Source organism: Segatella oris, from assembly GCF_900637655.1.
GTDB classification, from domain to species: domain Bacteria; phylum Bacteroidota; class Bacteroidia; order Bacteroidales; family Bacteroidaceae; genus Prevotella; species Prevotella oris.
Genome location: NZ_LR134384.1, coordinates 2,892,501 through 2,911,947 on the forward strand (window position 1 = coordinate 2,892,501; position 19,447 = coordinate 2,911,947).

A 19,447-nucleotide genomic window follows, 5' to 3' on the forward strand; every position below is an offset into this window, starting at 1 on the left:
CCGTCCTTCAGACGGCCGGGTTGTCCCATTCGGAAATCCCCGGATCAGAGATTATTTGCATCTACCCGGGGCTTATCGCAGCTTATCACGTCCTTCGTCGCCTCTGTGAGCCTAGGCATCCGCCATACGCCCTTTCTTACTTTCTTCTTATGAAGGATAAAGCGGGGATACAAGAAGCAACATACATTGCTCTGCCTTCCTCCGGCTTCACCTTCTGAAGCTCATACTTTCAGCTGTCAAGTGAAATCGCATCTTGCGATTTGATTTCTAAGACTGAACTTAGTTTACTTTACAGTTTTTGCTTGTGTCAATATGTCAAAGATCGTATGGAAACCTCAGAATGCACGCTTCAGCATGCACGGTGATGTCCATCTGTGGAGAATAACGGATTCGAACCGTTGACCCCCTGCTTGCAAAGCAGGTGCTCTAGCCAGCTGAGCTAATCCCCCAAGGTAGTAATTCATAATGATTAATGCATGATGCATAATTATGATTACCATTTGATTGGAGTGTTCATCATTCAAGGTTCCATTAATAAGCAAAACTCAAATTTTAGTTTGGATTATGCATTATTAATTATGAATTATGAATTAAAGAAGTAGTCCCAGGCAGACTTGAACTGCCGACCTCCACATTATCAGTGTGGCGCTCTGACCAACTGAGCTATAGGACTGTGGTCTGTTCATGATGCACAATGCATAATTATCATTTCCATGCTCATGCTCATGAATCCCGGTTGGCTGCTGTCCAAGACCTGGGCTTGGATAGCCCGGCTTCCTTTTTCTCTATATCAAAAAACAGGTGCGGCAGTACAAGAAGAATGGAAGAATATCTTGCCTATCCATTCTGTTTCCCTTCGTCTTTATTACTTCTCTCTTTGCTGTCAACTCGTCAACATGTCTACTGTCAACTCGTCAACCAGCAGGAAATCCGTCTCCAGAAAGGAGGTGTTCCAGCCGCACCTTCCGGTACGGCTACCTTGTTACGACTTAGCCCCAATCACCGGTTTTGCCCTAGGCCGTTCCTTGCGGTCACAGACTTCAGGCACCCCCGGCTTTCATGGCTTGACGGGCGGTGTGTACAAGGCCCGGGAACGTATTCACCGCGCCATGGCTGATGCGCGATTACTAGCGAATCCAGCTTCGTGGGGTCGGGTTGCAGACCCCAGTCCGAACTGGGACCGGATTTAAGGATTAGATCGTGTTTGCACAAAATCAACTCTCTGTACCGGCCATTGTAACACGTGTGTAGCCCCGGACGTAAGGGCCGTGCTGATTTGACGTCATCCCCACCTTCCTCACACCTTGCGGTGGCAGTGTCTACAGAGTGCCCAGCATCACCTGATGGCAACTGAAGAAAGGGGTTGCGCTCGTTATGGCACTTAAGCCGACACCTCACGGCACGAGCTGACGACAACCATGCAGCACCTTCACAGACGCCCCGAAGGGCAGCTTCATCTCTGAAGCCTTCGTCTGCAATTCAAGCCCGGGTAAGGTTCCTCGCGTATCATCGAATTAAACCACATGTTCCTCCGCTTGTGCGGGCCCCCGTCAATTCCTTTGAGTTTCACCGTTGCCGGCGTACTCCCCAGGTGGGATGCTTAATGCTTTCGCTTGGTCACCAGGCTGAAACAGCCTGACAACGGGCATCCATCGTTTACCGTGCGGACTACCAGGGTATCTAATCCTGTTCGATACCCGCACTTTCGAGCTTCAGCGTCAGTTGTGCTCCCGCAAGCTGCCTTCGCAATCGGAGTTCTTCGTCATATCTAAGCATTTCACCGCTACACGACGAATTCCGCCTGCGTTGCGCACACTCAAGTGGACCAGTTCGCGCTGCAGTGCAGACGTTGAGCACCTGCATTTCACAACACGCTTAATCCACGGCCTACGCTCCCTTTAAACCCAATAAATCCGGATAACGCCCGGACCTTCCGTATTACCGCGGCTGCTGGCACGGAATTAGCCGGTCCTTATTCATGCGGTACCTGCAATGAAGGACACGTCCCTCACTTTATCCCCGCATAAAAGCAGTTTACAACCCATAGGGCCGTCATCCTGCACGCTACTTGGCTGGTTCAGGCTCTCGCCCATTGACCAATATTCCTCACTGCTGCCTCCCGTAGGAGTTTGGACCGTGTCTCAGTTCCAATGTGGGGGACCTTCCTCTCAGAACCCCTACTGATCGTAGCCTTGGTGGGCCGTTACCCCGCCAACTAGCTAATCAGACGCATCCCCATCCCTGACCGATGAAATCTTTAATCGTCGTTGGATGCCCGCAGACGATGCCATGAGGTATTAGGCCGACTTTCGACGGGTTATCCCTCAGTCAGAGGCAGGTTGGATACGCGTTACTCACCCGTGCGCCGGTCGACGCCCGGGGAAGCAAGCTTCCCCGTCGTTTCCCCTCGACTTGCATGTGTTAAGCCTGTAGCCAGCGTTCATCCTGAGCCAGGATCAAACTCTCCATTGTAAAATAAGCTTGATAGGTAAAAAGCAAAAAGAAAAGACAGCAAAGCCGTCTCGGCTCCAAGCTCATACCATGAATAATCTGTTCAGAACGAATCTCCCTGATTTAATAGTAAAAAAACAAATTGAAAGCAAGAAAGCAACAGACAGGGAAAGCAATCGCTCACTATCCCGCTTCCCATCACTTCACTGCTCGAATTGATCGGTTCGTTTATTCTACCCAAGACACATATCGCTACATGCCTTGCTTCTTGTACTACTTCTCTGTTTATGTAAATCCTTTCAAAGAACGCTTCTTCTGAGCCTGAGAGAACCGTAGTTCTCAAAAGCGAGTGCAAAGGTAAGATAAAAAACATTCACCACCAAATGTTTTTAAAGAAATGTTTGAAATAACTTCAATTTATTTCACTTTGTCTTACAAACCATCTACACTGAAAATGTTACACCTTATTATATAATGTAAAAGACAAACATAAAAGGACTGCCAGCGCCGCTGACCTGCAGGGACATTGCAATCTGCGTCAAAACAGCGTGTAATCTGCATCAAGTTATCGTGTCATCTGCGTCAGATTGCGTGGTAATCTGCATCAAGTTACAGCGCAATCTGCGTCAAATCACGACACTTTCCACTATCATATAGACAGTAATAGGCTAAAGATTATTAAAGAGGGGAATTAAAATGGCATTACATTTGTACATAGAAAAAGAAAAGATTATTTTTGCATCGAAAGATGACAAGACGTCATTCGGCAAAGCAGAAACAGCTCTGCTTTCAGCAAAACACAACAGATTATTATCAAAAACAGTAAAGAATATGGATTTCAAAGAATTTAATGAAAGAATCAGAGAACAGGAGTATGGCACAAACGACATGGTGCTTTCAGAGGCATTTCCTGCCTTGATGCGCAAAGTGTATCTATGGATGACTTTGGCTTTGGCCATCAGTGGCATCGTCGCTTACGGCGTTGCAACCTCTCCAAACCTGTTATATCTGATTTACACCAACCAATTAGTGTTCTGGGGATTGATTATAACGGAGTTAGTTTTAGTGTGGAAAATCAGTGGAAGTATATGGAAGGAAAATCGCTCGTTAGCTGCAACAACATTGATGTTTGCCACATTCGCAGCCCTCAACGGTGCCACACTGTCATACATCTTCATCCGCTTTGCACCGACAGCCATCATCAAAACGTTCTTCATCACGTCAGGAACTTTCGCTGTTACTTCTGCATACGGCTACTTCACCAAGAAAGATCTTTCCAAGTGGGGAAGTTTTCTTTTCATGGCGTTAGACGGACTTATCATTGCATTGGTGGCCAACATATTCCTCAAGAGCAGCATGCTCGACTTCATCATCAGTATTGCAGGCGTGTTACTCTTTGTCGGTTTGACCATTTGGGACAGCCAGAATATCAAGCGTCAATTAGCAATTGCACCCGACATGAGCGAGACTTCACAGAAGATTGCACTGTGTGGCGCACTTGATTTATACCTTGATTTCATCAACTTGTTTATCTATCTGCTGCGCCTTTTCGGTCGTGATAATTAAAGAAGAACTATATACAACACGGTGATGAATAAAAAAATCATTCTGGCAGCAGGCGTGCTGACCACGACATTAATGCTAAGCAGCTGCGGCATTACAACCAACGGCAGCAGCAATAACACAGGAGGGAACATCTTGAGCGAGGTTCTTGGCAGTATGGGCAACGCCAACACTATCGGCAATGTGCTGAACAGTGTGCTCGGTATAGACAAGCCTTCGGAACGCGATCTCATCGGAACATGGCACTACAGCGAGCCGGGAGTAGCTTTCACGAGCGACAACACCTTGGCAAAAGCAGGTGGAGAGGTGGCTGCTGCCCAGGCAAAAACGAAGTTGACCGAAAGCTACAAGGCCATTGGTCTTCGACGCGATAACACCCAACTGACCTTTAACAGCGACAAAACTTTCAGTGGACGCATCCTTGGAAGAAGCATCAACGGTACATGGACTTACGACAGCAGTAACCAGAAAATCATGATGAAGACTTTGTTCTTCACTCTCCCTGTATATGCAAAACGCACCACAAAGGGCATGAGTTATCTCATGGAGTCGAAGAAACTGCTGACTCTTCTTCAGACCGCTTCAGTCCTCAGCGGCAACAGCACTATTCAAACTGTCGGTGAACTGAGCAAGAACTATGACGGAATACGCATGGGATTTGAAATGAAAAGGTAAGAAAACAGCTTTTCTCTCCCACCCTCTGAAAATGAGAAAGAAAACAAGTTGAAGAAAAATTCACGAAGACTTATCAAGCCTCTGCATGATAAGAATTATAAAATCAAATGGAGAATATCAAAGACATCATCTGCGATATTCTCCATTTCTTTAGGAAAGACGATTATCATTTCATCAAATCCGGCGGGCAATCTTCTGTCTTGCTGCCCCACTCCGTATTGGGTTTCAGCCCCATTTGAAATTCCAACACGCCGTCTCCTTTCAACATTTCATACGTAATGTAGTTGTGCGTGTAAGGCTGTCCATTGTAAGTTGCCGACTGGATATAGATATTTTCATGCGAAACATGATGTGCCTTAATGGTGAAACGACCGATATGTGCCTCGTCAAATGTCGGGGTCCCTATAATATAATAAGGTGAAACGGGACATACGGGATAGAAACCTAAGGCCGAAAGTACGTACCATGCACTCATTTGTCCGGCATCATCATTGCCACTAAGACCACCGGGCACATCAAGATATTCATTATCAAGGATAGTCTTTACCCTCTGCTGTGTCTTCCACGGCTGTCCAACATACGCATAAAGATAAGGAATCTGCTGGCAAGGTTCATTGCCATGCCAATACAGGCTGTCGCTGAACATACGGTCAAGTCGGTCAGCAAATATCTTCTTTCCACCCATCACCTGCATCAATCCATAGACATCATGGGGCACATACCACGTATAGTGAGCCACAGTTCCTTCTGTAATAAACTTCACACGCGTGGTCAAATCCTTATTATTCAGCCATTTTCCATTGGCCCATCTGCCGTCAGCCCATCCTATACGAGGATTGATAACATGCCGCCAATTGCGTGCCCTTGCCATGAGAACACGGTAGTCATCAGTATTCCCCAAGGCCTTTGCAGCCTGCGCAACAGCATAATCATCATAGGCATATTCCAAAGTCCGGCTCACTTGTTCATGCGTATGGAAAGCTTCCATGACACTGTCATTCAGCGGGATATAGCCATATTTCAGATAACTCTGCATCGCACGGCGTCCCTTTCCGTCCTTATAAGCTTCAGCATCTGCTATCTCAAAGGCATTCTTGCGCATGGCTTCGTAGGCCTTTTCTTTATTAAGATTACGTGCTCGTTGAGCATGAACTTAACGATAACTTGCTGTGGCTTTAATGGCTTCTCCTCCTTATCTGGATTATAATAAAAAACCATCTGCAAGTTGGCCGCCATAGGAATAACCTTGTCCATCTCGTCTGTTTGCTCATCAGAGAGGTTGTCAGGCCCCAACAAAGCCAGCAAACGATAAAGTGGAGTGTCATGCCCAAAGCGCAATGTAGCTGTCGGTTTGCCCTGCAAGGCACGGTTAACTTCGGCCACAATATTATGCCAAAGGCTTACGGCCGAACGCTGAGTAACCCCATAGTTGTCGGGAGCTTGCCCATTACAAAGCCACATCCGCTCATTATTCTGCTCGTAAATATCACGCAATTCCTCTTCCGTAAAAAACTGATAAAAATCGAGTTTCAGTCCCACATCCTGCATATCTGAGGCAACGGCATGCAGTTCTGTCATCAGTTTCTCGGCATCTTCAACCTTTGTCGGATCCTTGAAAAGAGCAGAAATAAATCGTTCATTGCCCAAACGACGCGGTGGATTGACGGTCTTCTGCCATGCCTTGAGTTCAGGACTCTTATGAGCAAACCAATCCTCTGTTAGGACTCTTGCTATCTGAGATGCACTTTTATATCCATCAACCAAAGATAAGTTAAAATCTAAATTCGTAATATTCTATACCTTCTCAATTTCATCTAATGATTATATGAAAGGCAAAGATACTTCTTTTCCTTTACATTTACAATCTCATCTAAAACATAATAAGACATTTCTTATTTCTAAAACTCTATTTAGAATATTCCTATTTCCAACAAAACAGGATATAGATAAATCTCTATTTATAGAATTTATCTCTTATTTTTAATACACTTATAAATAAAAAAGTCACAGAAAACGATGCAAAAACGATATCATTTCTGCATAATACATGCTCCGAAATTAGGACTAAGAAATAAATAATGCCTAATGATCAACTTCCTTATTGCTATGGTTCCAAGAACTTGTTTCCCTTGATAGTCACCTTACTGCAACCCTCAAGAACAACCCATTTATTCCCAACCAGCGAGGAAGGGGACTCTATCTTCACCTCATTGCCTTTGAAAACTAACTGTGAAGTGCTCTTGGCATACAGCAAAGGATTACCCGAAGTGACGAAGAAGTTATTGATTATACGTACATTCTGATGCACAGGTCTACGTGCATCAATAACCGTATTCGAAGGATTTAAGGCGATAACGGCACGTGAAGGGCCACCATTATAGGCACAATCTATAAACTTGTTGTTTTCAATAATCACATCCTTTACAGGCCCCGACTCATACCAACCAGCAGCATCGCCCTCTATAAGAATGGCACTCATGCCCGTATAACAATAGGTGTTATCACGGATAATCACTCGCCGAGGTGTGGTAACAAGCGTACCACGCGTGCTGGTTCGAGAGAAAAAACAATGCCGAATGGCCACTTCAGGCGTACAACTGAGGTTCTCTACGCAATCACTTTGCAATCGAACATCTCTAGGAATGGGGCGCATGAACGCCACTTCCACGATTCGAGGCGACTCCATTCGTACTTTCTTTACGATGTTTTCAGCATAGCGTTGCATGGTAGAAGGACGCACAAAGGCCACCGTATCGCCAGCAAAATAAGCACAAAAACCATAGCTTTGAGGATGCATGAAGCGCAATCTTAGCGTATAATCATCAACTCTTTCAACGGCTTGCAAATTGGTTCCATGCACATTAATGCCGTCATCTTGCGCACCAAGAAACCTGCAACTATCAATCACAACCTTGCCGCTACAGCCCGAGAAATGCATAAAATCGGCCGAAGATGCCAATAGTCGCGTGCTGTTTTCACGCGGTTCACATCTCACCCGAAGCATCTTGACGTTTCGACAATACTGACTTACGATGCCCAAGCCATGCATATAGTGCACACCTACATTGTAAAACGTGATATTTTGGCTTTCAAACAAGAACATTCCCACCTGATCTCGAATGATATCGCGCACCATAATCGTGTGGTTCTCCTTGAAATCTTTAGCCAAATCCGTTGCAAAATGCACCACATTTGGCGACAACTCAACAACCTTAGCCTGTGAGAGAATGTCCCAACCACGGCTATAATAAAAATGTTTATTAGTGGGATCATACTCTATACAATGCGGGGTATTCGTCCGCCAACCCTCTCCTATCCACATCATCTTCCCTTCGACAATCGCAAATTTGGAGTCGGGATGCACGCGAGCCGTTACTCCATGTGCATCAACTTTAAGGTAAGTGAGTTCCGAACCGCCAGGTCTTTCAAAGTCAAAATGAATATTCTGCAACCTCATCTCCTTGCAATGGGCAAAAGAAAGCATCGTCATCTTGCCATGAAACATCAGCGTTGCATCATTTCCCTCAATGGTTAGACCGCTCATATCTTCGAACAACAGCCCTATCGTCTTTACTTTCGAACGACATTCTGTTTCTGAAGAGGTGTTGGAAATGTAATATTCGCGCCTCATTGCATCTGTAGGCCACAGGTCATATCGCCCCGATTGAAACACAATAGCCTTGCTTTTCCAACGCTTGCAGTCGGCAATCAAGGTTTGCAAACGTGCCGTCTGGTCTTCATTGGTGTTGGGATGCACACCATAATCGGCCACAAACAGCGTATCATGGGGTGCAGCCTGCGCAGAAATCGTTATAAAAAACAAGCATACATTCAACAACAAACGCAATCTATTCTCCTTCATCATCTGTAAAGTCTCGTATTTTCATGCAAGGTGCATCGCCAATAAAAAGGTGACGATATGGGGCAAAGATAAGCATTATATCTGATAATCCGCCCCGTTTTGAGAGATATATTCCACGAAGAACTATCTTCACGCAGTGAAGAACATCCGCCAAATCAAGGCAGAAACACCATTAAGAAACTTTAAGAAAATAATCAAGTTTGTTTACAAGAAGCTTTATCCGAGAAGACCAACAAAGGCTTACCGAGTCATCTTTTCATTCACTTCAACGGCTAAAGCCTGTCATATCAGCACGCAATATGATGCAGAACATCTTGTAACTTGACGCAGATTACACCATGATTTGACGCAAATTATAGCCTCTTTTCCTATAGATGACACGATGATTTGCAGAAGAACATGAAAAAAGGGAAAGCACTTGCACACTTTCCCTACGGCAAAGATAATGGTTTTCAGAGGCGATTCCAAATCTAAGATGAAAGAAGTTTACAGATAAGAGAGACCTACCCCCGACCCCTCCCCAAGGGAGGGGAGAGCTTCTTGCTGTCATTTTAAGCCATGAAGATAATGTATGTCATGAACCATGAATGTTGAAATGCGAGGGTTAGGCAAAGTGATTATGGATTAACTCCACATTCATTGCTTTGTATTCTTTATTTTAAGACTGCATTTCTTGTATTTTTATTTGGTTAAAGTTGCACTATTTTATAACTTTGCAGACATAAAACGAATAAACATACAGATAGATGAAAGTAAAGACAAGAAGATTAGAAGCGTTGAAAGTCCTTATCTCAAGCACTGAACTCAGTAGTCAGGAGGAGGTGCTTCAAGCGCTGAGAAAAGAAGGTTTCACCTTGACACAGGCAACTTTGAGCCGCGATCTGAAACAACTGAAAGTAGCTAAAGCGGCCAGCATGAACGGCAAATATGTCTATGTGTTGCCTAATGAAACCATGTATAAGCGCATTCATAAGCCCATCTCTCCATTAGAAATGCTGCAGACTCCCGGCTTTATTTCCATTAATTTCTCGGGCAACATAGGTATTATCAAGACGCGCCCGGGCTATGCAAGCAGCATTGCTTACAACATAGATGCCAGCAATCTTCCCGAAATATTGGGTACTATTGCCGGTGATGACACTATCGTTATCGTCATCAAGGAAGGCGTAAGCCATGAAGAAGTGACCGAAAGTCTGGGGCAACTGATGCCGGGATATTAAAAAGTGACGCATAATTTATAATGTATAATGCATCATTAAGAAATGTTTACCCCTATCTTTTTCAACTTTAATTGCAACTTCTTGTATGCGGAGTTGCGTCTAAAGCATGAGTTATGAATAATAAGACAGAAATTAAAATAAATGCATATGGAAAATAGGAAAAGATTAGTGCGCTCTTCATCTGACAGATGGATTGCCGGAATATTAGGAGGAATAGCGGCTTATATGGGCTGGGATACGGCATTGCTTCGCATCGCCTATCTGCTGTTGACGCTGTGCAGCGTGGGATTTCCAGGCTTCATAGCCTATATTATCCTGTGGATTTGCATGCCACAAGATACAAACGAACAAATATAAGCAGGCATAATAGCTGACACATTAAATGAGAAGGCAAGATGCTGCACAAACAAATAGGGTTTGTGCAGCATTTTTTAGTTTATTAAGAGTATGTCGAAATAAAAGCCAAACAAAAAGTAACAGTCAGAAAACTTTTCGTAACTTTGGCAATAAGAAAATAAATAAAACGTTCAAAAATGGAAGAATCTATCAAACAAATTGGCGAGCGCCTGCGTGGTCTTCGCGATGTTCTTGACATTCCTGCAGAGGAAGTTGCCGAACTTTGCGGTATCTCCTTAGACCATTATCTCAAGATAGAAGCGGGCGAAGCAGACCCTTCTGTATACCGACTTTCAAAGATATCAAAACGCTACGGCATTTCACTTGACGTGCTTCTCTTTGGAGAAGAACCGCGAATGAGCCGCTACTATCTCACTCGTGACGGTCAAGGACCGGAGATAGACCGCGGTGATAAATATCAATATCAGACCTTGGCAGGTGGTTTCAGAGGTCGAAAGATGGACCCATTCCTCGTGGTTGTCGACCCACTCCCGGCCGGGAAGCGATACAGCAAGAATACGCATGACGGTCAAGAAGTGGATTATATCCTCGAAGGAACACTGGAACTGACGATTGACGACAAAGTACTTGTGCTGAAAAAAGGCGATTGCATCTATTTCGATGCAACCATTCCACATTGCATGAACGCCCTGAATGGGAAGCCAGCCAAGTTTTTATGTGTAGTAAATTAAAAGAGAGACTTATGTTAGAACGATTTTTAACGCAGACAAGCTTTACTTCGGAGGAAGACTATGCACGGCATCTGCATTTCAAAATACCCGAGAATTTCAACTTCGCTTATGATGTAATGGATGCTTGGGCAACGGAAGAACCCGACAAAGTTGCACTGCTCTGGGCCAGTGAACGGGGCGAAGAAGTGAGCACAACCTATAGGGAATTCAAGGAACAAACCGACCAAACAGCTGCTTATTTCATGCAGCTTGGCATCAAACATGGCGACAAAGTGATGCTCATTTTGAAGCGTCATTATCAGTGGTGGCTATCTATGATGGCCCTTTGTAAGATTGGGGCAATAGCTATTCCCGCTACACATATGCTGACAGCTCACGACATCGTGTATCGCAATCAGAGTGCAAGTGTAAAGGTTATCATCTGTGCCAACGACGAATATATCACCGAACAGATTGCCAAGGCCATGGCGGAAAGCCCCACAGTGAAAGCTTTGGTGGCCGTTAATGCCCTGTCGGAAACAGACAAACCTGTACCGAAAGGTTTCCATGATTGGCGCGAAGAATGGGATAAAGCACCTGCCTTTGTGCGCCCGGAGAACGTGAACACCAACGAAGATACAATGTTGATGTACTTCACCAGCGGTACAAGTGGCGAACCAAAAATGGTTGCTCACGACTTCCTCTACGCTTTGGGGCACCTCACAACGGGTGTATATTGGCACAATCTCCATGCAAACAGCCTGCATCTTACAGTCGCTGATACGGGTTGGGGCAAGGCCGTTTGGGGCAAACTCTATGGACAATGGTTTGCAGGAGCAACCGTCTTTGTGTATGATCACGAGAAATTCACGGCCGAAAAGATTATGCAACAGATCGAGAAATACCACATTACATCGTTCTGTGCACCGCCAACCATCTATCGTTTCATAATCCGTGAAGACTTCTCTAAATACGATTTGAGCAGTCTTGAATGGTGTACTACGGCAGGAGAAGCCATGAATCCATCGGTAGCAAATAGGTTTAAGGAACTCACCGGCATTACCATTTACGAGGGATTTGGCCAGACTGAGACCACAATGACACTTGGAACTTTCCCCTGGGTGAAGCCAAAACCCGGTTCAATGGGAAAGCCAAACCCGCAATACGACGTGCGACTGCTGCGCCAAGACGGTACGGAATGCGAAGACGGTGAAAAGGGAGAGATCTGCATCCGCATAGGCGACAAGAAGCCACTCGGCTTGTTCAAAGGTTATTATCGCGATGAAGAAAAGACCAAAGAGGCTTGGCACGACGGCATTTATCATACAGGTGACATGGCATGGCGCGATGAGGAAGGTTACTTCTGGTTTGTAGGTCGCACGGATGATGTTATCAAAAGCTCGGGTTATCGCATTGGCCCATTCGAAGTTGAGAATGCACTGATGACGCATCCTGCCGTTGTTGAATGTGCCATTACAGGCGTTCCCGACCCTATCCGCGGTATGATTGTCAAGGCTACTGTCGTTCTTGCCGCTGAATATAAGGCCAAAGCAGACGACAATCTCGTGAAAGAACTGCAGAATCATGTAAAGCATGAGACCGCACCTTATAAGTATCCGCGAGTCATTGAGTTTGTAGATGAGCTGCCAAAGACTATCTCCGGAAAGATCAGGCGCGTTGAAATTCGCGAAAAAGACAATCAAAAGAAGCCATAAAATCAAGGAAAATGTGGAATTGATGCTCATCTGTCATTCCACATTTTCCATTTTCTACGAGGCCATTCCCTTTACAAACAGCCCCTCAGATATTGAAACTCTTATAGATTCTCCCTTTATAACTGTTGACACGAAGATTGATTATACAACCTTTCGGCAGTCGAGAAAGCGGGACACTGATAAAGCCTCGGCTTGAATAATACTGTGGCATACCTCCTTGGTCATGGTAGAGTGTGAGGTCAAGTCGGCGGATTTTTCCATCCGTTACCAAGCTGTCAGTAGCTATCAAGCCAAAAGTATGGCCTTTCATTCCCTCTGTTTTCGCCCCCGTTTTCACGGAAAAGCCAATATTAACATAGCGATGATTACTGCTTAGCCATGCACTTTCAAAGATAACGGGGTCGGTATGAACCTCACGGAACTTAGTAATCGGATGCCAAGACAGCACAGGAACCGGCACCAACCGTATGGCTTCAGTCGGTTTTCCAATCACTTTATTGTAATAAAGCAAGCCACGATAGGTTGCATTTGCCTGCTTAGCCCACTCTACCTGAAGTCTTGGAGAGAGCACAAGAGAGTCGCCCTCGTCGGTAACTGCACTTGAGATTTCATGGGCAGAAGCCGTATGTGCCTCAACAAAATCAGCCCGAAGATAAGAGTCTCTGCCGTCACCGCTCTCATAACTGTCATGAGAACAGGCACTCATCATAAGGCCCATGATGAGTGTCTCGAATGATATTCGCAAGAAACTGAAGCCTTTCATGCGCGGCTTACTTGCGGAATGGAAGATGATTGAGCAGCGACTTCAGCTTGCCATTGCCGTTGATGGCGGCCAGATAGTTCTTTGCAGGATAAGCATACTGACTCAACAAGCAGGCCCGCAGATAGCGTTCGTCCTTGTTTTCGATATCAATCTTATCCAACTGTCCAAGCACATAATCCTCAAACTCCTTACGATTGGTCTCCGTATAATGGTCGGTATACATCTTCGTATCCTGTATCATGTCGAGCGCAATGTAGTTACATGGATACATACGATAACAGCGATGGATCTCCGTATCAATATGCGTTGCAATCTCATCAAAGAGCTTATTCTTCTGTTGTTCTTGGTCAACGGTCTGTAACCAGTCGTCAATACACGGTGCACATTCATAGTGAATATGTCCCTTGAAGCCCTTGATACCCGTCATCATACTTTCGATATCGTCCTCTGCAGTCTTCTTCCAGAAGGGCACATCACGCCGCAATTGATACTCACGGGCCTTGAGATAGTCGCATGGATCATATTCATAAGAGATAGAAAGCGGCACGATATGGAGCTGCGTCAGACGCTCAATGATGGTTCCCTCGCCACCCATGGCCATCATTTTCAGGATAGCAGGCTGCGTAAGGTCGTTTGAATTCTTGGCACGTCCCTGTCGTTGTGCTATCCAAACATTCTCATTTTTCACGTTAATGGCAAAGTGGATATACTCTGACATGCGCTTGCTTGCCTTCAACATCTCCACAGAGTGAAGGGCCCGTTCAACGGTAAACGACTTGTTCACACGCACAAGATCTTTCACCCAAGGCAGTGTCAGCAGGTTGTCACCAATGGCGATTTCACAGGTAGTATCAAAGCCCACATCAATCAACAGCTTATCAAGGAAAGCCGAATCAAGCACGATATCACGATGATTGCTCACAAAAGTGTAGCGGTTCTTGATGTTGATGTTATAGGCATCCATGTCACAACCCAAGCTCTGCTTAACGACTAACTGCTGCAGGAAGGGGTAACAGAATGCCTTTTGGAATTCAAGATTCGTCTTGCATGCACGCATCTTGGCAGCAATATTGTCGAGTGGCACACCGGGATAAAGGTAAGCCAAGACCTTCTGGAATTGAGAATCACTCAATAACCTGTCGTAAACCTCGGGTAATTCCTCGGGTTCAAAAGGTCTGATACAATCAAACTCTGCTGGGATTTTCATAATATGTTTGTCTTTAAATTAAACGTCGTTAAATGTGCTGAAGCCCTGAAACAGAAGCTCCGGCGATAATAAGTTCGATGCCAAGTTCCTCAATGGAGCGGGCAACAGCAGGCGAAACATGGTTGTCAGTGATAATAGTATCAACGTCATCCATACCACAAATACGCGCAAAACCACGTCGGCCAAACTTGCTGGAGTCTGCAAGTACAACGGTTTTCTGTGCCGTACGTATCATCTTGCGGTTGAGTTCAGCCTCGCGCATGTCGGTAGTTGAAATGCCAAAGTCAAGATCTATGCCGTCAACTCCCAAGAAAAACTTACTGAACGAGCAGCTGTCAAGAATTCTTTCTGCATACTCTCCCACCACGGAAAGACTGCTATGGCGCACTACTCCGCCCAATTGTATGATGTCGATGTTCTCATTCTGGGCCAGCAACTCCGTGGCCTGAAGCGATGCTGAGACTGCCATCAGCTTGCCACTTGTGTGCAGATTGCGGGCCAAAGCATGGATTGTAGTGCCCGAAGCCAAGAGAATAGAGTCACAAGGCACGACAAGTTGGGCCGCTTCCATACCGATAAGCTGCTTCTCTTCAGCGTTCAAGCTCTCTTTCTCGTTGACCGAACGGTTGTTGGCAAAAGGATTAATGAGGATAGCCTTACCGTGACTGCGATACAGTTTACCGCCTTTTTCCAACTCGGTAAGGTCTTTACGAATGGTTACAGACGACACATCAAGCAATTCTGCCAGTTCAGAAACCTGCACAGAACCCTGTTTCAAAAGTTGTTCTAAAATCGAGGTGTGGCGCTCTTCCTTAGTCATTGGCTGAAAATTTAATCTGATTATCCATTTGAGATAACTATACAAAGATAGACCTTTTCTTTTATATTGGTTCACGCGAGCATATGTTTTAACAAATTATTAACTAACAACACGCGCCCACATAGCCACACGCTGAAACATAGATTGCAATCGCCTGCAGTATGAACCACAGGCAGTTGCATGATTTGCTCACTCTTCCTATCCTTCCCTTGCTTTGAAAAAGGGCCTCAACAACGATGCTACATACTGCGTCACAGCCTTATTTTACAGCAAAAGAGAACTGCTTTAACACGCTTTTCACTGTAAACATTCTTGCTCAAATTTAACACTTCATGGAGCCACCAAATAGAAATAAAAATCCGTTTTCAATGCCGATGTACAGCCCTTGCACAGCTTCGACCATCTCATTTTTATCTTCTTGCGTTGCAATCTCAGTCACTTTACCATGCTTTCTGACTCAGATTACATCATAACTTCATGCAGATAGCAAGGTGATTTGACGCAAATTGCAGTGAATTTCAACGTAATTTCATTTCATCTTTTGTGTTTAGTTTCACAATCATCTGATTGTCAATAAATTACAAACTTCCGAATTTCAGCACATATTTGGAGCGAGAAAGAGTTCCTTCTTGAATTTACAAGTTTGATAACTCAAATTGTAAATGTTTGTGATAAGAATTAACATATATCTTGCCAAAGGCGAATATGCACGGAGACCTGCTGCGAAGAGGCCTGCGACAACCCTGCCATGACGTGCCTCTTATATTTCTTTTCCGCTCAAAGAAAATGTAAGGCATCATATTCTTCAGCATCAATTAAACTGCAATCTGCCACATCTTAAACCGCATTCAAAAACAGTTCATCATCTCACATCCTGCAAATCATCCTGCATTTATTTCATAACGAAACATTATTTTCTTTTTTATTTATTCTCCATTAGATATATCTTCGTTTCAAAACTAAATATCTTCACAAATCAATATATTCTTCAAAACAAGATTAATTCAATTTAAGGAATTCAGTCGATAGTACAGTAAATAAAATAAAATTAAGCTATTTAATGCGTAATAAAAGTTAAATAAACAGCAAATACAGGCGTAAGTTTTGAATTACCAGAAATAAAAACTATTTTTGTTGCGTTATGAAAGCTTTTCAATATCATACAAAAGACATCATGAGTGAATAAGAGCTATAAAACCATACGATACAGACGAAACTCTATTTCCTATCCAAAACTATGAATAAAGAACAACATACAACCTATGATGTAATCGTTATCGGCGGCGGAATCACCGGAGCTGGTGTGGCAAGAGATTGTGCCATGCGAGGACTGAAGGTGCTTCTCGTTGAGAAATACGATTTGACCAATGGTGCAACCGGGCGCAACCACGGTCTCTTGCACAGTGGAGCGCGCTATGCAGTGACCGACAGAGAGTCGGCAACAGAGTGCATTCAGGAGAACATGACACTGCGAAAGATTGCGCGTCATTGCGTAGAAGAGACCGACGGTCTGTTCATTACGCTGCCCGAAGACGACATTCTGTATCAGCAAACCTTTGTAGATGCGTGCCGAAATGCAGGTATTCGCGCTGATATTATTGACCCGAAAGAGGCCATCCGATTGGAACCGGCAGTCAACCCAACGCTGATTGGTGCGGTTAGAGTGCCAGATGCCTCGATAGATCCATTCAGATTGACTGCTGCCAACGTACTCGATGCACGTTTGCATGGCGCAACTGTGCTCACCTATCACGAGGTAACACGACTCATCATCAACAATGGCAGAGTGGAAGGTGTCGTGATGCGCGACAACATCACAGGCGAAATGCGGGAAGCCCACGCCCAACTTACGATCAATGCTGCAGGCATCTGGGGGCACTTGATTGCTGAAATGGCCGATGTTCCATTGAATATGTTCCCCGCAAAAGGCTCATTACTCATCTTCGGACACCGTGTCAATCAGATGGTTATCAACCGATGTCGCAAGCCGGCCAATGCCGATATTCTCGTTCCCGACGATGCAGTTTGCGTGATTGGAACGACCAGTGACCGCGTCTCCTACGACGTTATAGACCATCTGAAGGTTACTCCTGAAGAAGTAGATATATTGATTAGCGAAGGCGAAAAACTTGCACCGGCGCTTGCAACGACCCGAATTCTGCGGGCTTATGCCGGTGTTCGTCCGCTTGTTGCCGCCGACAACGACCCCTCCGGGCGTAATATCAGCCGAGGTATCGTGTTGCTTGACCACGAAAAACGCGACGGATTAGGCGGCTTCATCACGATAACGGGCGGCAAGATGATGACTTACAGGCTCATGGCAGAGCTTGCAACCGACCTCGCATGCAAGAAGTTGGGAGTCAACAAGGCCTGCGAAACCGCAGAAAAGCCATTACCCGGCTCGGAAGAAAAATGCTCAAAGAAAGGTCTTTCGACAGAACGGCTCGCCGAAGAAGGGCGCCATGGCACGCTGACTTCGCTCATCCCGGCCGATACAATCATGGATAAGGCATTGGTTTGTGAATGCGAAGAGGTGAGCGTTGGCGAGATGAAGTATGCTGTCGACAAGCTTCATGTGAAGAATCTCATTAATATGCGCCGTCGCACTCGCGTCAGTATGGGTACCTGTCAGGGCACACTTTGCGCCTGTCGTGCCGCATGTGTACTCTGCAATCTTACCCAAACAGATGCCAAGAAAAGCCAGGCTGACCTTGCTTCTGTAATGGCTGAGCGCTGGAAAGGCATGCGCCCGGTGGCTTGGGGAGATACTTTGAAGGAGTCACAACTCATGTCTATGGTCTACGAAGGCCTCTGCGGACTGAACCAGAGGACTGGAAAAGGAAAGGAGATTGCAAGATGAAATTCGATACAATAATAATAGGTGGCGGTCTTAGTGGATTGACTTGTGCCGCCATGCTCGTCAAAAGCGGTCATAAAGTGGGGCTTGTGACGGCCGGACAAAGTACTTTGCACTTCAATTCCGGCTCATTTGAACTGTTAGGATGCAACAAGGGAGAGGCTGTAGAGAAGCCTTTGGAAGCGATAAAGCAATTAGATGAGGGCCACCCCTACCGCAAAATCGAGGGCGAAAAGCTTGAAACCTATATCGAAGAAGCCGAGAACCTGCTTGCAGAAGCAGGCTTGAAACTGAAAGGGAACAAGGAAAAGAACCATCTTCGCCTATCTCCTATCGGCACAACACAACCTGCATGGCTCACCCTCGAAAACCTTCTTACCCTTGAAACTGCAGAGGAGTTGAAGGGCAAGAAGCTGCTTTTGGCCAACATAGAAGGCTTTTTAGACTGGCCCGTTCCCTATCTTTCAGACAGCTTGCAGACGATGGGAGCCGACGTGAAAGAAGCCACTTTCACCACCAAGGAATTAGAGTTCGCCCGTGAAAGTCCTACAGAGATGCGTGCCACCAACATCGCCAAATATCTCAGTAAGCCACAGCATGTAACCGATGTTGCCCGCGAAATCAACCGCATTGCCACCGACTTCGATGCGGTTTTGTTGCCTGCTGTGCTGGGACTGACCAGTGATGATGCGGTCAAATTGCTGCGCAAATCCATTCATACGCCTATAGAATTCGTGGCAACCATGCCTCCTTCGGTACCCGGTATATATATCCAGAACAAGCTACGTGCTTTCATTCAAGAGCAGGGAGCAGTGATTTTGAACAGCGACACGGTAGACAATGGCATTTTTGAAGACGGCAGACTCACGGCCATCACAACCGAGAAGTTAGAAGAAACATGCCTTACGGCCGACCAATATGTATTGGCCACAGGCTCATTTATCAGCGGGGGACTCGTTTCCAACTATCTCAAGGTGAGTGAACCTGTCTTCAATCTTGACGTAGAAGCTACTGAAAACCGCGAACAGTGGACATCAGAATATCTCTTCGATGAACAGCAATATATGGCGTTTGGCGTAAAGACTGACGATGATTTCCACACGATAAAAGACGGAAAGACCATAGAGAATCTCTTTGCCATTGGCTCTGTTTTGAGCGGTAACAACAGCATCAAGCAAGCCAACGGCACGGGAGTATCCATGCTCACGGCTATCGCTGTGGCACACCATATCCTAAATAAATAACAC

Annotated in this window: 15 protein-coding genes, 2 tRNA genes, 2 rRNA genes and 1 pseudogene (1 of these 20 running past the window's edge); 10 read left to right on the plus strand and 10 right to left on the minus strand. The window is 45.4% G+C overall.

What is annotated here, in order from left to right; genetic code table 11:
- The 4 genes from EL210_RS12195 to EL210_RS12210 form a co-directional block, all read right to left on the minus strand.
- Positions 1–146 (minus strand): 23S ribosomal RNA (locus EL210_RS12195); it reaches 2,759 nt to the left of the window's first position.
- A 229-nt stretch (positions 147–375) separates the two neighbouring features.
- A tRNA-Ala gene (locus EL210_RS12200) sits at positions 376–449 on the minus strand.
- A gap of 150 nt (positions 450–599) precedes the next feature.
- A tRNA-Ile gene (locus EL210_RS12205) sits at positions 600–673 on the minus strand.
- A gap of 267 nt (positions 674–940) precedes the next feature.
- A 16S ribosomal RNA gene (locus EL210_RS12210) occupies positions 941–2,472 on the minus strand.
- Together the 16S and 23S rRNA genes with 2 tRNA genes alongside form the textbook arrangement of a ribosomal RNA operon.
- Before the next feature lie 121 nt (positions 2,473–2,593).
- Here EL210_RS12210 and EL210_RS13705 point away from each other — a divergent pair.
- The 3 genes from EL210_RS13705 (at position 2,594) to EL210_RS12230 (ending at position 4,689) form a co-directional block, all read left to right on the plus strand.
- The gene (locus EL210_RS13705; protein ID WP_197721029.1) at positions 2,594–2,770 is read left to right on the plus strand and encodes a hypothetical protein; all 177 of its coding nucleotides are present in this window, start codon (positions 2,594–2,596) and stop codon (positions 2,768–2,770) included.
- A gap of 512 nt (positions 2,771–3,282) precedes the next feature.
- Positions 3,283–4,017, plus strand: coding sequence for a Bax inhibitor-1/YccA family protein (locus EL210_RS12225; protein ID WP_026285967.1), 735 nt, complete (start codon positions 3,283–3,285; stop codon positions 4,015–4,017).
- Between the two features lie 24 nt (positions 4,018–4,041).
- Positions 4,042–4,689, plus strand: a complete 648-nt coding sequence (locus EL210_RS12230; RefSeq protein WP_018920627.1) for a DUF4923 family protein — start codon at positions 4,042–4,044, stop codon at positions 4,687–4,689.
- Positions 4,690–4,855: 166 nt separating this feature from the next.
- Here EL210_RS12230 and EL210_RS13945 read toward each other — a convergent pair.
- The 3 genes and pseudogenes from EL210_RS13945 to EL210_RS12245 form a co-directional block, all read right to left on the minus strand.
- A pseudogene (locus EL210_RS13945) lies at positions 4,856–5,824 on the minus strand (GH92 family glycosyl hydrolase); the annotation flags it as partial.
- Positions 5,767–6,453, minus strand: coding sequence for a histidine phosphatase family protein (locus EL210_RS13950; protein WP_018920625.1), 687 nt, complete (start codon positions 6,451–6,453; stop codon positions 5,767–5,769). The pseudogene EL210_RS13945 and the gene EL210_RS13950, both read right to left, overlap by 58 nt.
- Before the next feature lie 340 nt (positions 6,454–6,793).
- Positions 6,794–8,554, minus strand: a complete 1,761-nt coding sequence (locus EL210_RS12245; RefSeq protein WP_026285966.1) for an alpha-1,3-galactosidase-related protein — start codon at positions 8,552–8,554, stop codon at positions 6,794–6,796.
- A gap of 133 nt (positions 8,555–8,687) precedes the next feature.
- Between EL210_RS12245 and EL210_RS13650 the strand changes: the two genes are divergently transcribed.
- From EL210_RS13650 to EL210_RS12265, 5 genes are all read left to right on the plus strand, one after another.
- Positions 8,688–8,876, plus strand: a complete 189-nt coding sequence (locus EL210_RS13650) for a hypothetical protein (protein WP_018920623.1) — start codon at positions 8,688–8,690, stop codon at positions 8,874–8,876.
- Positions 8,877–9,297: 421 nt separating this feature from the next.
- Positions 9,298–9,771 carry an arginine repressor gene (locus EL210_RS12250; protein WP_004373895.1) on the plus strand — a complete coding sequence of 158 codons (474 nt, stop codon included), beginning with the start codon at positions 9,298–9,300 and terminating at the stop codon, positions 9,769–9,771.
- Between the two features lie 141 nt (positions 9,772–9,912).
- The gene (locus tag EL210_RS12255) at positions 9,913–10,128 is read left to right on the plus strand and encodes a PspC domain-containing protein (RefSeq protein ID WP_004373889.1); all 216 of its coding nucleotides are present in this window, start codon (positions 9,913–9,915) and stop codon (positions 10,126–10,128) included.
- 176 nt (positions 10,129–10,304) lie between these two features.
- Entirely contained in the window at positions 10,305–10,859 is a 555-nt protein-coding gene (locus EL210_RS12260; RefSeq protein ID WP_004373888.1) for a helix-turn-helix domain-containing protein, read from the plus strand.
- 11 nt (positions 10,860–10,870) lie between these two features.
- On the plus strand, positions 10,871–12,553 hold the full coding sequence (locus EL210_RS12265) for an AMP-binding protein (RefSeq protein WP_018920621.1): 1,683 nt from the start codon (positions 10,871–10,873) through the stop codon (positions 12,551–12,553).
- A gap of 85 nt (positions 12,554–12,638) precedes the next feature.
- Here EL210_RS12265 and EL210_RS12270 read toward each other — a convergent pair whose 3' ends face one another.
- Genes EL210_RS12270 through EL210_RS12280 form a run of 3 tightly spaced genes read right to left on the minus strand, consistent with a single transcriptional unit; the run spans position 12,639 to position 15,343 of the window.
- Positions 12,639–13,316: a NigD1/NigD2 family lipoprotein gene (locus tag EL210_RS12270; RefSeq protein ID WP_018920620.1), complete on the minus strand. Its 678-nt coding sequence runs from the start codon at positions 13,314–13,316 to the stop codon at positions 12,639–12,641.
- Positions 13,317–13,323: 7 nt separating this feature from the next.
- Positions 13,324–14,523, minus strand: a complete 1,200-nt coding sequence (locus EL210_RS12275) for a 1-acyl-sn-glycerol-3-phosphate acyltransferase (protein ID WP_018920619.1) — start codon at positions 14,521–14,523, stop codon at positions 13,324–13,326.
- Between the two features lie 28 nt (positions 14,524–14,551).
- Positions 14,552–15,343: a DeoR/GlpR family DNA-binding transcription regulator gene (locus EL210_RS12280; RefSeq protein WP_004378012.1), complete on the minus strand. Its 792-nt coding sequence runs from the start codon at positions 15,341–15,343 to the stop codon at positions 14,552–14,554.
- Positions 15,344–16,580: 1,237 nt separating this feature from the next.
- Here EL210_RS12280 and glpA point away from each other — a divergent pair.
- Together glpA and glpB are read left to right on the plus strand one after the other, a co-directional pair.
- Entirely contained in the window at positions 16,581–18,203 is a 1,623-nt protein-coding gene (gene glpA / locus EL210_RS12285) for an anaerobic glycerol-3-phosphate dehydrogenase subunit A (protein ID WP_018920618.1), read from the plus strand.
- Entirely contained in the window at positions 18,200–19,444 is a 1,245-nt protein-coding gene (gene glpB, locus EL210_RS12290) for a glycerol-3-phosphate dehydrogenase subunit GlpB (RefSeq protein WP_018920617.1), read from the plus strand. The genes glpA and glpB overlap by 4 nt, the downstream gene beginning before the upstream one ends.
- Positions 19,445–19,447: the final 3 nt, after the last annotated feature.